8 protein-coding genes are annotated in these 14,426 nt (G+C 45.4%); 6 read left to right on the top strand and 2 right to left on the bottom strand.

Translation table 11 applies throughout. The features are described 5' to 3' along the window. Positions 1 to 204, top strand: a 204-nt coding sequence (locus CXF82_RS22355) for a hypothetical protein (RefSeq protein WP_219621790.1), incomplete at its 5' end; no start/stop codon positions are given. A gap of 628 nt (positions 205 to 832) precedes the next feature. Here the strand turns inward: CXF82_RS22355 and xseA are convergent. After that, on the bottom strand, positions 833 to 2,170 hold the full coding sequence (gene xseA / locus CXF82_RS14830) for an exodeoxyribonuclease VII large subunit (protein WP_102044458.1): 1,338 nt from the start codon (positions 2,168 to 2,170) through the stop codon (positions 833 to 835). A 119-nt stretch (positions 2,171 to 2,289) separates the two neighbouring features. Here xseA and guaB point away from each other — a divergent pair, with 119 nt between their 5' ends. The 4 genes from guaB to tadA all read left to right on the top strand — a co-directional run bounded on the left by guaB (position 2,290) and on the right by tadA (position 8,228). Beyond that, complete coding sequence (guaB, locus tag CXF82_RS14825) at positions 2,290 to 3,762, top strand: IMP dehydrogenase (protein WP_101093347.1); 1,473 nt, start codon at positions 2,290 to 2,292, stop codon at positions 3,760 to 3,762. A gap of 127 nt (positions 3,763 to 3,889) precedes the next feature. Continuing rightward, complete coding sequence (gene guaA, locus CXF82_RS14820) at positions 3,890 to 5,467, top strand: glutamine-hydrolyzing GMP synthase (protein ID WP_101093344.1); 1,578 nt, start codon at positions 3,890 to 3,892, stop codon at positions 5,465 to 5,467. Positions 5,468 to 5,620: 153 nt separating this feature from the next. Beyond that, complete coding sequence (locus tag CXF82_RS14815; RefSeq protein ID WP_102044457.1) at positions 5,621 to 7,552, top strand: acyltransferase family protein; 1,932 nt, start codon at positions 5,621 to 5,623, stop codon at positions 7,550 to 7,552. Positions 7,553 to 7,697: 145 nt separating this feature from the next. After that, positions 7,698 to 8,228, top strand: a complete 531-nt coding sequence (gene tadA / locus CXF82_RS14810) for a tRNA adenosine(34) deaminase TadA (RefSeq protein WP_101093340.1) — start codon at positions 7,698 to 7,700, stop codon at positions 8,226 to 8,228. Positions 8,229 to 8,686: 458 nt separating this feature from the next. Here the strand turns inward: tadA and mltF are convergent, their stop codons facing one another. Continuing rightward, on the bottom strand, positions 8,687 to 10,111 hold the full coding sequence (mltF, locus tag CXF82_RS14805) for a membrane-bound lytic murein transglycosylase MltF (protein ID WP_102044459.1): 1,425 nt from the start codon (positions 10,109 to 10,111) through the stop codon (positions 8,687 to 8,689). Between the two features lie 280 nt (positions 10,112 to 10,391). Here mltF and purL point away from each other — a divergent pair, with 280 nt between their 5' ends. Next, entirely contained in the window at positions 10,392 to 14,273 is a 3,882-nt protein-coding gene (gene purL, locus CXF82_RS14800) for a phosphoribosylformylglycinamidine synthase (RefSeq protein ID WP_102044456.1), read from the top strand. Positions 14,274 to 14,426: the final 153 nt, after the last annotated feature.

The following is a 14,426-nucleotide window of genomic DNA, read 5'->3' as shown; positions in this document are numbered from 1 at the left end:
TTAGCTGAAAGCCAGAGCCATAATAGTTTTGTTAAAGAAACTAAATCGGAGATCTGCATGAATAAACATAACATACTTTTTATTGGCCTTGATACACATAAAGAATTTGTAGAAGTTGCTTATATTGAAGATCAAAGAGGAGCGCAAGCGCTTTGCCCCTTGGCTCTGGTGTGGGCGAAGCACCACGACCTTGGTCAAGCGTAGCTTGATATTCTCAGTGTTGTGGTTCCAATGACCAGCGGTGGTGCTGCACATGGATGTGCGAATGTCGTGATCACATGGATGCGAATGAACGTATGTGCAGACGCAACAGAGGCACGCTTTTCGCCATCCATGGCCGCTCTGCGGTTTCATCCCTGAAACCGAAGGCCTCAGCCGCATCTACACTGGGTTTGAAAAGCGCAAACATCTGGCTCTTTCGTTAGAAATAAGAACTCAGAAAATAAACACACAAACAAATTCACAGAAAACACGACTTCCCCATCGGAGGTGCCGAAGTACGTTGAAGAAAGAGCCGTAATGCCCACACGGACGTGGGCATAGCTTTCGCGGGGCAGGTCGTTCCTTGGCATCCATGCCACCACGACATTCGTAAGTCCATTTACATCAGATGCCCCATTGGAAGCGTTAGGCTATTTCGAATAAGTACGAGGAAGACAACTTCGTCGGGGCGGCAGGGGTGATCCAAGAGGGGATTGCTGTTGATCCCCTCTTGGCCGAGTGTGAACTGGAAGCTCACGACCTTTATCAAACGAAGTTTGATTAGCTGTACGTTAATTTTCAAACGAACTTTGAACATGCCTTCTCAAGTGAAGATAGAATCTGCAACAGGTTACCCCACCTCAATAACCGTCGAGCTCACACTTCCATCTCGCAAACGTGTGGTCAGCGTATCACCGACAATAGTGTCGTCAGCCGCCTGTAGCACCTTACCTTCGCCATTTAGGGTAATACTATACCCTCGGCTTAATGTCGCCAGTGGACTCACTGTGTCTAACTGCTGAGCGCGATGGGCGATACGTTGCTCGCTCATGTTTAACTTATCTGTCATTAGCGCGGTGAGTTTGTCGCCCAAATAGCTTAAACGTTGGCTCTCTAAATCTAATCGATGTTGCGGCGATTGATTGTCGAGTCGGCTACTGAGTTGTTGCTGCTTTAACGTCAAACCATGCAGTTTTGATTGCATCGCTTTTTGCAGTCTTAATTGCATCTCATCAAAGGTTTGTTCATAGGTTTGCAAGCGGCGCTGCGGATCTTGCTTTTGCAGGCGGTGCTCTGCGGTTTGCAGTCGACTTTGCTGCTTTAACTGATAATGCTGCCAACTTTGCTTTAAGCGTGACAATACTGCAGTGAGCTTTTGGGCTTTGTTGTCGGCATCATTTGATAACAACTCGGCACCGGCGGATGGGGTAGGGGCGCGAAGGTCGGCGACATAATCACTGATGGTCGTATCAACTTCATGACCGACGGCGGACACTACTGGAATGCCACTGTTGTAGATAGTGTGTGCTAACCCTTCGTCGTTAAAGCACCACAAATCCTCTAATGAGCCGCCGCCACGGGTGACCAGCAGTACATCAACTTCAGCGCGGGTGTTGGCGAGGTTGATGGCGCTGCAGATACTTTTCGCGGCAGCAACGCCTTGCACTGGGGTTGGGTAGATGATGACTTCCACTGAGGAGTCACGCCTTGCTAATACATGCAAGATATCGCGAATAGCCGCGCCAGTAGGGGAGGTGACCACGCCTATTCGTTGAATGTTTTTGGGTAATGGACGTTTAGTGTCTGCAGCAAACATGCCTTCGGCCGCGAGCTTCATCTTTAACGCTTCATACTGCTGAGCTAATAAACCGTCACCTGCGGGGAGCATAGATTCTATGAGTAGCTGATAATCGCCTCTTGGCTCATAAACGCTAATATTGCCCTTAACTAATACTTGCTGACCATTGACCGGACGAAAAGTCACTGCTTGATTGCGGCCTTTAAACATGGCGCAGCGTATCTGCGAAGCATTGTCTTTTAAGGTCAAATACCAGTGGCCAGAACCGGGGGCGGCAAAATTTGAAATCTCAGCATTTAGCCAAATTCGGCCCAACTGTCCCTCAAGGAGCTGTCTTACTTCACCATTGAGCCGAGAGACCGTGTAAACGTTGTTTTTTGCGGTTTTCATGATTATTTCACACTAAATGCTAATTAATGCCTATTTTCCATTTACCAACCCAGATATGCAAGGTATAATCTCGCCGCAATATTTCACCTCTAAATCCTACTCTCTTGGGGAGATGTTGCATGTTAAGATTGAAGAAAGAAGCGCTAACGTTTGATGATGTGTTGCTAGTTCCTGCGCACTCCACCGTCCTCCCAAATACTGCCGTTGTCAAAACACGTCTAACCAATACGATAGAACTAAACACGCCTATAGTGTCAGCTGCGATGGATACCGTCACAGAAGCACGCTTAGCAATTGCGATTGCTCAGGAAGGTGGTTTAGGATTTATTCATAAAAATATGACGATTGAGCAACAAGCTGAAGAAGTGCGCAAAGTAAAAATTTACGAAGCGGGCATTGTTCAACAGCCAGTCACTGTAACGCCAACCACCACCCTTGCCGATCTTAAAGTTCTCACGATTAAAAACGGTTTTGCGGGTTACCCAGTCGTTAATGACGCACACGAACTTGTCGGTATTATTACTGGCCGTGATGTTCGCTTTGTTACTGATTGGAGCCGTACTGTTGATCAGGTGATGACCCCTAAAGATCGCCTTGTGACCGTGCCTGAAGGCACCAAGCTTGATGAAGTTCAAACGCTGATGCATTCTCACCGTGTTGAGAAAGTACTTGTTGTTGACAGTAACTTTAAGCTTAAAGGTCTTATCACGGTTAAAGATTTCCAAAAAGCTGAGCGTAAGCCTAACGCCTGTAAAGACGAATTAGGTCGATTACGTGTTGGCGCTGCCGTTGGCGCTGGCCCAGGTAATGAAGAGCGTGTTGACGCACTTGTTATCGCCGGTGTTGATATACTGCTTATCGATTCATCTCATGGTCACTCTGAAGGCGTTCTGCAGCGTATTCGTGATACCCGTGCCAAATACCCTGACTTACAAATTGTTGGCGGTAACGTTGCCACAGCTGAAGGTGCATTAGCACTGGTTGAAGCGGGCGTTAACGCGGTTAAAGTCGGTATTGGCCCTGGTTCTATCTGTACGACTCGTATCGTCACCGGTGTTGGTGTGCCGCAGATTACTGCTGTTTCTGACGCTGCTGCCGCGGTTAAGCACCTTAATATCCCCGTTATTGCCGATGGCGGTATTCGCTTCTCTGGTGATTTGGCTAAAGCACTCGCTGCCGGTGCATCATGCATCATGGCGGGTTCTATGTTTGCAGGTACTGATGAAGCACCAGGCGAGACTGAGCTTTATAACGGCCGCGCTTATAAGTCATACCGCGGTATGGGCTCTCTTGGCGCAATGACGCAAACACAAGGTTCGTCTGACCGTTATTTCCAAAGCGATAACGCTGCAGACAAATTGGTGCCAGAAGGTATTGAAGGTCGCGTTGCTTACAAAGGTAAGCTTAAAGAGATCATTCACCAGCACATGGGCGGTTTGCGTTCATGCATGGGCCTAACGGGCTGTGCGACCATTAAAGATCTTAATGAAAAAGCAGAATTTGTGAAAATTACCTCAGCAGGTATGGGCGAGTCTCATGTGCATGATGTGACTATCAGCAAAGAAGCGCCGAACTACAGTTTCGGCTCGTAAGGTTTGAAAAGGCGACAGTGACTGTCGCCTTTTATTTATGTGGACATTGGCTAGCCTCATCGCGACGCAAGACCTCTACGTAAGATTAAGAATTTAGTTAAATAAAAATATAAAGATAAGGTACCCCATGAACAATATTCATGAGCATAAGATCCTCATCCTCGATTTTGGATCTCAATACACCCAATTGATTGCCCGCCGTATTCGTGAAATCGGTGTTTATTGTGAACTTTGGGCTTGGGATGTTTCCGAAGAACAAATTCGTGAATATGCACCCAACGGCATTATCTTAGCCGGTGGTCCAGAAAGTGTGACTGCAGACAGCTCTCCTCGTGCACCAGAATATGTATTTAACGCAGGCGTTCCAGTACTGGGGATTTGTTACGGCATGCAAACCATGTCTGAGCAGCTTGGCGGTAAAGTGATTCAAGGTGTGGGTGAAGGTGAGTTTGGTTATGCGCAAATAGAAATTCAAACCGAATCAGCATTGTTCAAAAGCATCGAAGATGCGGTCAGTGACATTGGTAAGCCTCTGCTTGACGTATGGATGAGTCACGGCGACAAGGTATCTGAAATTCCTGAAGGTTTTGTTACTGTAGCAAAAACCGAGACATGTCCGTTTGCCGCGATGGCGAATGAAGACAAAAAGTTCTACGGCGTGCAGTTCCACCCAGAAGTGACTCACACTCGTCAAGGTAAGCGCATGCTTGAGCATTTCGCCCTTGAGATCTGTGGCTGTGATGCTAACTGGAAACCGTCTTCAATTATTGAAGATGCCATTGAGAAACTTAAAAAACAGATCGGTAACGATGAAGTTATCTTAGGTTTATCGGGTGGTGTTGATTCATCGGTTGTGGCTATGCTACTTCATCGTGCGATTGGCGATAAGTTGACTTGTGTGTTCGTTGATAACGGTCTTTTACGTTTAAACGAGGCTGAGCAAGTGATGGATATGTTTGGCGATCACTTTGGACTTAACATTGTTCATGTGAATGCTGAACACCGTTTCTTAGAACAAATGGCTGGCGAAGCGGATCCTGAAGCAAAACGTAAAATCATTGGTCGTGTTTTCGTTGAGATCTTCGATGAAGAATCAAAGAAATGCGCTAATGCAAAATGGCTTGCTCAAGGCACTATTTACCCTGATGTCATTGAATCTGCTGGTAGTGCCACAGGTAAAGCGCACGTGATTAAATCACACCATAACGTTGGCGGTTTGCCAGACGATATGGAAATGGGCCTTGTTGAGCCACTGCGTGAGTTATTTAAAGATGAAGTGCGCAAGATTGGTTTAGAACTCGGTCTGCCGTATGACATGCTTTATCGTCACCCATTCCCAGGACCGGGTCTTGGTGTGCGCGTGTTGGGTGAAGTAAAGAAAGAGTACTGTGATTTATTGCGTCTAGCGGATGCGATTTTCATTGAAGAACTGCACAGTGCTGACCTTTACAACAAAGTGAGCCAAGCGTTCACTGTGTTCCTGCCGGTACGTTCTGTTGGCGTGATGGGCGATGGTCGTAAGTACGATTGGGTTGTGTCTTTACGTGCGGTAGAAACTATCGACTTTATGACAGCTCATTGGGCGCATTTACCGTATGATTTCTTAGGTCGCGTATCTAATCGAATCATCAACGAAGTTGACGGCATTTCGCGTGTTGTCTACGACATTTCAGGTAAGCCACCTGCAACGATTGAGTGGGAATAATCCGTAACGGATAACGCCTAACTGTTAGTCAAAATAAAAACGCGCACATAGTAATATGTGTGCGTTTTTTTATTAGCGCGATTTGTAAGCGAAACAAACCGATGTTTCTTATACTAATTTAACGGATTGGGATTGATTAGCAGGAGCTAGCCTATGCGTTATAGAGCTGAAATCGATGGTTTAAGGGCGGTTGCCGTTATTCCCGTTATCTTATTTCATGCTGGCTTTATTCAGTTTAGCGGTGGTTTTGTGGGGGTCGATGTATTTTTTGTCATTAGCGGCTACCTGATCACCAGTATTATTTTGGCTGAACTCGAGCAGGACAAATTTAGCATTATTAACTTCTATGAACGCAGGGCCAGAAGGATTTTACCGGTGCTGTTTTTTGTCATGTTTTGCTGTATTCCTTTCGCCTGGCTATGGTTAATGCCGCTGGACCTTAAAGACTTCTTTCAAAGCATTGTCGCAGTATCTACTTTTTCGTCTAATATCCTCTTTTGGCTAGAGAGTGATTATTTTGATACCGCCGCCGAGCTAAAACCCTTGTTGCATACTTGGAGTTTAGCGGTTGAAGAGCAATATTATATTTTCTTTCCTTTGTTCTTAATGATGTTATGGGGTAAAGGCAAACGTGTCATTCTTGGCGCATTGGTGCTGATTTTCTTGGCTAGTTTATCTTTAGCACAATGGGCAGCATATAATGCGCCGTCAGCAAACTTTTACTTGTTGCCTACGCGAGGTTGGGAACTACTCATCGGTGTTTTTGCGGCGTTTAGCCTCCAGCAAGAGAAATATAAGTTATTGCCAGAAAAGCTGAATAACCTGCTGAGCATATTGGGTTTGCTGTTAGTGCTATTTTCAATTTTCATTTTCGATTCCACTACTCCCTTTCCAAGTTTGTACGCGTTAATTCCCACTCTTGGAACGGTGTTGATTATTCTGTTTGCCAAAAATGGCACCTTGGTGCAGCAGCTTTTAAGTCGGCAGTTTTTTGTCGGTATTGGGCTGATAAGTTATAGTGCTTATCTATGGCATCAGCCTATATTTGCATTGGTTAAGTATCGCAGCTTTACAGAACCCTCACATTGGCTGATGCTGTCTCTGTGTATTGCTATTGTTGCTCTGTCATACCTGAGTTGGCGCTTTGTTGAGGTCCCTTTGAGGAATAAGCAGACCTATAGTCGGCGATTTATTTTCACCAGTGGTGGTGTGTTGACGGTGGCATTTGCAATGACAGGCCTATTGGTAGATGCAAATCAGCTCTATAAATCCAATGATGCTGACTCGAACTTAATGGTGAAATCTTATCAGCCGGATAATCGACAGCTTGGCGCCAATAGCTGGAGCCAACTGCGCACTCTCAGTGGTAATAAGGATTATGGTGTTGATAAGAACAGCTATGACAGGACTCAGTGGTTTGACACTAAAGATGACCGAAAGCGTTTATTGATAGTGGGGAACTCGCACTCTAAAGACATTTTTAATGTGCTTACGAGTAGCGTCATCACCCAGCGCCAATTTCAAATAGCACGTTTCGGCACTCAGATAGGTAACATCGATGAGACTTTTTATCGTTCACCCAATTACCTCTTGGCCGATGTTGTGATGTTCGCATCTCAGTATAAACCTGCCGATCTTATTGAGCTCGAAACCATCGTTACCCGTTCGATTGCGGATAATAAAAAACTAATTTTAGTCAAAAATATTTATGAATTTGAGGAGTTTGGTCAGCGTACCTATGCAGACTTTCTATTTCACTTATTGCTAAAGGAGCGAGGTGGTAACAATGTTTCTAGCCTCGATATTACTAAAATCAATCAGAAACATTTTGAGCAGTTTTCTGACCGAGAATTTAAGCAGTTTACCCTGCAGGCAAATATGACCTTAATCAGGCTTGGGGATAAATACCCCACTGTTAGGGTGCTCGATAGAATGGATTATGTTTGCAATAAGCGTAAACAGCTCTGTTACGCCATTAATGATGATTATCAGAAATACTTTTATGACTATGGTCATCATACTGTGGCTGGGGCGACATTCTTTGGTGAACGGGTTGATGAGGTGAAGTGGCTAGAGAGCATTTAGTGGAGGGCTGAGGGGGGAAATTGTTACTTGTAACGAATTAAAGCTTGGTATAATGACGATGAAAGTAACCAAGCTAAGTGTTTTAGTCGCATTGGAATGATGTCACATAGCATTGAGCGGTTTTATAACGTAATAGGGGCACCGATTGTCACAGCAGGAACAAGATAGCCGTTTTATGAAGATGGCGATGGAGATGGCCACTAAGGCTGAAGAAAAAGGTGAGGTGCCCGTTGGTGCGGTATTAGTCAAAGAGGGTGAAGTGATAAGTGCCGGTTTTAACTTTAGTATTGGCTTGCATGATCCCAGCGCCCATGCAGAAATGCAGTGTATTCGCCAAGCGGGTAAAGTATTAGAAAATTATCGCCTAATAGATAGCACCTTGTATGTAACATTAGAACCTTGCGCTATGTGCGCTGGCGCCATTGTGCATTCAAGGATTAGTCGGTTGGTGTTTGGTGCCAATGATGAAAAAACCGGTGCTGCGGGGACGGTCATTGATATCGTACGTCACAGTGCGTTTAATCATCAGGTGGAGGTGACATCTGGTGTGCTCGAAACCGAATGTGCTGAGCAGTTAAGTGCCTTTTTTAGGCGACGTAGAAAAGAGAAAAAAACCGCTAAAGCCCTAGCTAAACTAGATGCTCTGCAAGCGATACCGGCCAAATTAAATAAATGATCTATTTATTCATGTGGCAAAATGGGTTTATACAAGGCGTGAATTGCAGCATCTCGTTATTCTCATCCACAACACCATAGAAGTACATCTTCCCCATCAACAATGGCCGGATACCTAATGCGATGGGTATCACTCAGAAGGGCGAATAAAAACGAAGAACTGTTTTTGTCTATTTAAGGTTTTTAAATGGCGCGTTTTCAGCTGTGTACGGCGACGTGCTGCAATATTATTAATCGCTTTCTTTCTCATGTGATCTCCTGAACTTGTGGTGAGTAACTAAGGGCCGTTGGTCTTTCACTACTAGAGTGCGTTACGATCTTTCACTTAATTATTGTACTAAAATCATTCATCTTTACGGTAAAGAGTCGAACAAAAACTAAGCTCGAAAGGTCTACAGCCACGATTCTAACGTTATCAGATGAAGCTTTAATGAATTTGTCTTGGGTTATGGGGCTCTATTACTGCGGTTGAGCATTTTCGATAACGACCTGGCCGCTGTTATCTGCAGTTTGAGTAACATCTTCCTTTAATTCAAGTAAAATATTCTGGTTATCAATCCACACTAAAGTGTCGTAATAACGACGGATACTATCGACATAGTGAACCGCTTCATTACCGCGAGCATATCCATAACGGGTTTTTTTGTAATGCTTACGTTTTTGTAGCAGCGGTAAAACTTCTTTAATATCTCGCCAAGCACTAGGATTGAGCCCCATTGATTGGGCTAATTTTCGTGCATCTTCAACATGTCCGAAACCAATATTATAAGAGGCGAGTGCAAACCACATACGCTGACTCTCCGGCACTGAATCGGGTAAGCGCTCTAGCATACTGTTGAGATACTTAGCGCCACCTTGAATACTTTGAAAAGGGTCAAGGCGATTTTTAATGCCCACTTGCTTTGCCGTTGGTAGGGTTAACATCATTAATCCGCGTACACCAGTCGGTGAGCGTGCATTGGGATTCCAATGTGACTCTTGATAAGCGGTAGCTGCAAGTTTGCGCCAATCAATATCTCCAGCGTATTTTTCAAACGTCGCTTGGTATTTAGGCAGTTTATTATCGATGGCACGAATAAAGGCGCGGGTATCGACATAGTCAAAACGTTTTACGTGAGCAAAATACTTTTCGTTTAGCTGGGCGAGGGTGCCACGGCGTTTTTCTATATGCCAAAAGGCTAATAGTTTGCTCATTAGGCGATCACTATTATTGGGCGGCAACAACCAAACAACCGGTTGTTTTTCTTTTAATATAGGCCCTTGGCGTAGCTCAGGCATAAAGCGTCTATTGATGTCTAAGCTGGTAGAGTCGGCAATGGTATAGAGCAGCTCGCCAGCGGCAATCATGGTGAGTAACTCTTCTGCGTCTTTATCTTTTTCCTGATCCCAAACCAGGTTGGGATTAGATTTTTGCAGTTCGATTAAGGTGTCAACAAATGAGGAGTCGCTGATCACCGTGATATCACCTTGCAGCTTATTGATATCTTTCGGTGGTGGAGTGCCTTGTCGATAGACTAAAACTTGGTTAACTCGGTATAAAGGTGGACCGACTCGAAACTGCTCTCGTCTTGACGGTGTGTCAGCAAGTCCTGCCGCAATTAAGTCAACTTCGCCACGCCTTAGTGCACTATAAAGCTCACTGATATTGCCATAAGGTTGCATCTTAAGTTCGAGTTCTAAGTATTTAGCAAAACGCTCCGCCATCTCGTAATCGTAACCGGAGTCACCTTGGCCGGTACTAAAGTAGATCTGAGGGCCAAATATGGTGCCAACCACTAATTCCGTTTTAGGCACAATGACGCTAGGTTTTTCTTGTTCCACAGCGACCTTCTGGCAGGCAGCCAGTAAGATAACGCAGCAGTAAACAAGTAAAAATCTTTTCATCATTATTATGGGTTAGCGCTTAAAATATAAAGAAATAGTCGTCGATTATACCACATTCTTAAGTGTTGCAAAAAAAGTGCAGTTTTTCATCAAGGGTTCAATTTCAGTATGACGCTAAATTAACATTTTGCTCAGCAAATCGACAAAAAATAGCGAGCACTTTCCCCTACACAGGAAACACTGTTTTCTATAACGACTGCTAATGATTTGTGGCAAACATTTCCCTATAATGGCGCCAGATCTGACCCTGCAATTATAATTTATAAGGTAGAAAGACGTGATGGAGATCATCCGCGGAGCCCCTGCACTTTCGGCGTTTAGAGTACAGAAGCTGATGGAAGCTTGTGAATCGGCAGCACTACCCGTGCGCCAAATCTATGCCGAGTTTACCCACTTAGCTGATTTGAAAGAATCACTAGATGAAAATGAAACTCAACAGCTTGAAAAAATCTTAACCTATGGCCCTGCTATTGAAGCACACCAGCCAGAAGGTCGTCTCCATTTTGTTACCCCCCGTCCCGGTACCATTTCTCCTTGGTCTTCTAAAGCAACGGATATTGCCCACAACTGTGGACTCGATAAAGTATTGCGTTTAGAGCGTGGTATTGCTTACTACGTTGTTGCTGACGACATGACTGCTGAACAAGCAAAGTCGTTATCTGCGCTATTACATGACCGCATGGTCGAAGTGATTTTAACGGACTTTAATGCCGCCGATATGTTGTTTGTTCGCACTGAACCTACAAAATTCAAAAGCGTTGATATTCTTGGTGAAGGACGCAGTGCACTTGTATCGGCAAACACCACGTTAGGGCTGGCATTAGCTGAAGACGAAATCGACTACTTAGTTGAAAACTTCAAACTGTTAGCGCGTAATCCGCACGATGTTGAATTGATGATGTTTGCACAGGCAAACTCTGAACACTGTCGTCATAAAATTTTCAATGCTGATTGGAAAATTGATGGTGAGGTTCAGCCTAAATCGTTGTTCAAAATGATTAAGAACACCATGGCTGTCACACCCGATAATGTCCTTTCAGCTTATAAAGATAATGCCGCGGTGATGACGGGTGCTACCGCGGGTCGATTTTTCCCTAAGCAAGATGGTGTTTACGGTTATCACACCGAGCCTATGCATATCTTGATGAAGGTCGAAACCCACAACCATCCAACAGCAATAAGCCCCTATGCGGGCGCTGCGACAGGTTCTGGTGGTGAAATCCGTGATGAAGGCGCTACAGGTCGTGGATCTAAGCCAAAAGCGGGATTGACCGGCTTTAGTGTTTCAAACCTTAAAATTCCTGGTTTTGTTCAACCCTGGGAAGCCGATTACGGTAAACCCGATCGTATTGTTACCGCGTTAGATATTATGACCGAAGGCCCATTGGGCGGCGCTGCATTTAACAACGAATTTGGTCGTCCTGCGCTGGTCGGTTACTTCCGTACCTACGAGCAGGAAGTTAATAGTCACAATGGCGTAGAAGTCCGCGGCTATCACAAGCCAATTATGCTTGCGGGTGGTTTAGGTAACATTCGCGAAGATCATGTGCAAAAAGGCGAGATCACCGTTGGCGCTAAGCTTGTTGTGCTAGGTGGCCCTGCCATGAACATCGGTCTTGGTGGTGGTGCAGCCTCGTCAATGACATCGGGTCAATCGAGTGAAGACTTAGATTTTGCTTCTGTTCAGCGTGAAAACCCAGAGATGGAACGTCGCTGCCAAGAAGTCATCGATCGCTGTTGGCAGATGGGTGATGAGAACCCAATCCAGTTTATCCATGATGTGGGGGCTGGCGGTTTATCGAATGCCTTTCCTGAACTTGTTAACGATGGCGGACGTGGCGGTAAGTTTGAGCTGCGTAACGTACCCTCAGACGAGCCAGGGATGAGCCCGCTTGAGATCTGGTGTAACGAGTCGCAAGAGCGCTACGTTATGTCAATCGCACCTGAGAATCTGCATATATTTGTCGCCATTTGTGAACGTGAACGTGCACCGTTTGCCGTTGTTGGCGTCGCAACAGCAGAGAAAGAGCTGATCTTAAGTGACGAACATTTCGAAGACTATCCAATTGACCTGCCATTAGAAGTCTTGTTAGGTAAAGCCCCTAAGATGAGCCGCGACGTTGTTAGCGCTAAAGCCATCTCACCTGCGCTTGATCAAAGTAATATTACCGTTAAAGAAGCGGCGCACCGTTTGCTACGTTTACCGACTATTGCTGAAAAAACCTTCCTGATCACCATTGGTGATAGAACGGTAACCGGTCTAGTTAATCGCGATCAAATGGTGGGTCCATGGCAGGTTCCTGTCGCCGATTGCGCAGTGACAGCGTCAAGCTATGATGCCTATGTCGGTGAAGCTATGTCGATAGGTGAGCGTACGCCGCTGGCACTGCTCGACTTTGGCGCATCTGCGCGTATGGCCGTAGCGGAATCAATTTTGAATATCGCCGGTACTGATATTGGCTCGTTCAAGCGGATTAAGTTGTCTGCTAACTGGATGTCACCTGCGGGTCACCCTGGTGAAGATGCAGGCCTTTATGAAGCGGTTAAAGCGATTGGTGAAGAGCTATGTCCTGACTTGTCACTGACCATTCCAGTAGGCAAAGACTCAATGTCGATGAAGACTGCATGGGAAGATAACGGCGTTCAAAAAGCCGTGACCTCGCCAATGTCATTAGTTATTACGGCATTTGGTGTCGTTCAGGATATTCGCAACACCGTCACGCCAGAGCTACGCACAGATAAAGGCGACAGCGAACTGTTATTGCTCGATTTAGGCTTAGGTCAGAATCGTCTTGGCGGCTCTTGTTTAGCGCAAGTTTACAGTGAACTTGGCGATATCGCGCCAGATCTTGATAACTCAGCGACGCTAAAAGGCTTCTTTGAAGTCATTCAGCCGTTAGTTGCCAATAAATCAATTATTGCTTATCACGATAGAAGTGATGGTGGCTTATACACCACACTCGTTGAGATGGCATTTGCCGGTCACACTGGCTTAAATATTGATTTAAGTGCATTAACAGGGACAGACGTTGAGCGTCTATTTAACGAAGAGTTGGGTGCTGTAATCCAAGTTCGTCGTGAACAGTCTGCTGCGATTAGGGCCCAGTTTGTTGCTGCGGGTGTTCCTTGCCATAAAGTTGCCGAGCTAACAGATAGCGACCAAATCGCCATCTTTGATGCTGAACGTGAAATCTTAACTGAGTCACGTACCTCCTTGCGTACCATTTGGGCTGAGACCACTTACCGCATGCAAGCGTTACGTGATAACCCTGAGTGTGCCAAAGAGGAGCATGAGCTTAAACAAGACAATAACGATCTTGGTCTGACGGTTGATTTAAGCTTTGACCCAAGTAAAGACGTTGCTGCGCCGTTTATCTTAAAAGGTGCAGCACCTAAGATGGCTATCTTACGTGAGCAAGGTGTTAACTCGCATATCGAAATGGCGGCTGCATTTGATCGTGCTGGATTCGAATCGACAGATGTTCACATGAGTGACATTCTCAGCGGGCGGATCAGCTTAGAGGAATTCCAAGGCCTAGTGGCTTGTGGTGGTTTCTCTTACGGTGACGTTCTGGGTGCGGGTGAAGGTTGGGCTAAGTCAATCTTGTTTAACGAGCGCGCTCGTGAGCAGTTTAGTCAATTCTTTGAACGCGATGATAGCTTCTCGCTGGGGGTGTGTAATGGTTGTCAGATGTTGTCGAATCTAAAAGACATCATTCCTGGTACTGAATTATGGCCACACTTTGTGCGTAACCGATCAGAGCGCTTTGAAGCCCGTTTCAGTTTGGTTGAAGTACAGAAGAGTCCATCTTTGTTCTTTGAAGGGATGGTAGGTTCTCGTATGCCGATTGCAGTCTCTCACGGTGAAGGTCGGGCAGAGTTTGCCTCACCTGAGGCATTAGCCGCTGCTGAAGCATCAGGTACCATTGCACTGCGTTATGTTGACGCTAATGGTCAAATAGCGACTCAGTATCCACAAAATCCTAACGGTTCACCTAATGCGATTACGGCATTGAGTTCAACTGATGGCCGTGTAACGATTATGATGCCGCATCCCGAGCGTGTCTTTAGAACGGTTGCCAACTCATGGCACCCAGATTCATGGGGTGAAGATAGTCCCTGGATGAGAATGTTCCGTAACGTTAGAAAATCAATTGGTTAATTAGCATTAGCGTATAAATACGCTAACGTTAACCGCCTCAAAGGCCCCTAAATATTAGGGGCTTTTTTTATGCCTAAATCTAAAATGAAAAAAAGATTAATTAAACAGGCGATTAGGTCAAATTTAGCGATGCATGTAATGCTAATTTAAGAT

The organism is Shewanella sp. GutDb-MelDb (assembly GCF_002836075.1).
In the GTDB taxonomy this organism is placed as follows: Bacteria; Pseudomonadota; Gammaproteobacteria; order Enterobacterales; family Shewanellaceae; genus Shewanella.
Note: the sequence above shows the minus strand (reverse complement) of the source record. Positions and strands in the feature narration are given on the sequence as shown.

Bases quoted from the DNA above. Each gene is read 5' to 3' on its own strand.
- purL (WP_102044456.1), top strand. From the start codon at position 10,392: ATGGAGATCATCCGCGGAGCCCCTGCACTTTCGGCGTTTAGAGTACAG.
- xseA (WP_102044458.1), bottom strand. From the start codon at position 2,170: ATGAAAACCGCAAAAAACAACGTTTACACGGTCTCTCGGCTCAATGGT.
- guaA (WP_101093344.1), top strand. From the start codon at position 3,890: ATGAACAATATTCATGAGCATAAGATCCTCATCCTCGATTTTGGATCT.
- CXF82_RS14815 (WP_102044457.1), top strand. From the start codon at position 5,621: ATGCGTTATAGAGCTGAAATCGATGGTTTAAGGGCGGTTGCCGTTATT.
- mltF (WP_102044459.1), bottom strand. From the start codon at position 10,111: ATGAAAAGATTTTTACTTGTTTACTGCTGCGTTATCTTACTGGCTGCC.
- guaB (WP_101093347.1), top strand. From the start codon at position 2,290: ATGTTAAGATTGAAGAAAGAAGCGCTAACGTTTGATGATGTGTTGCTA.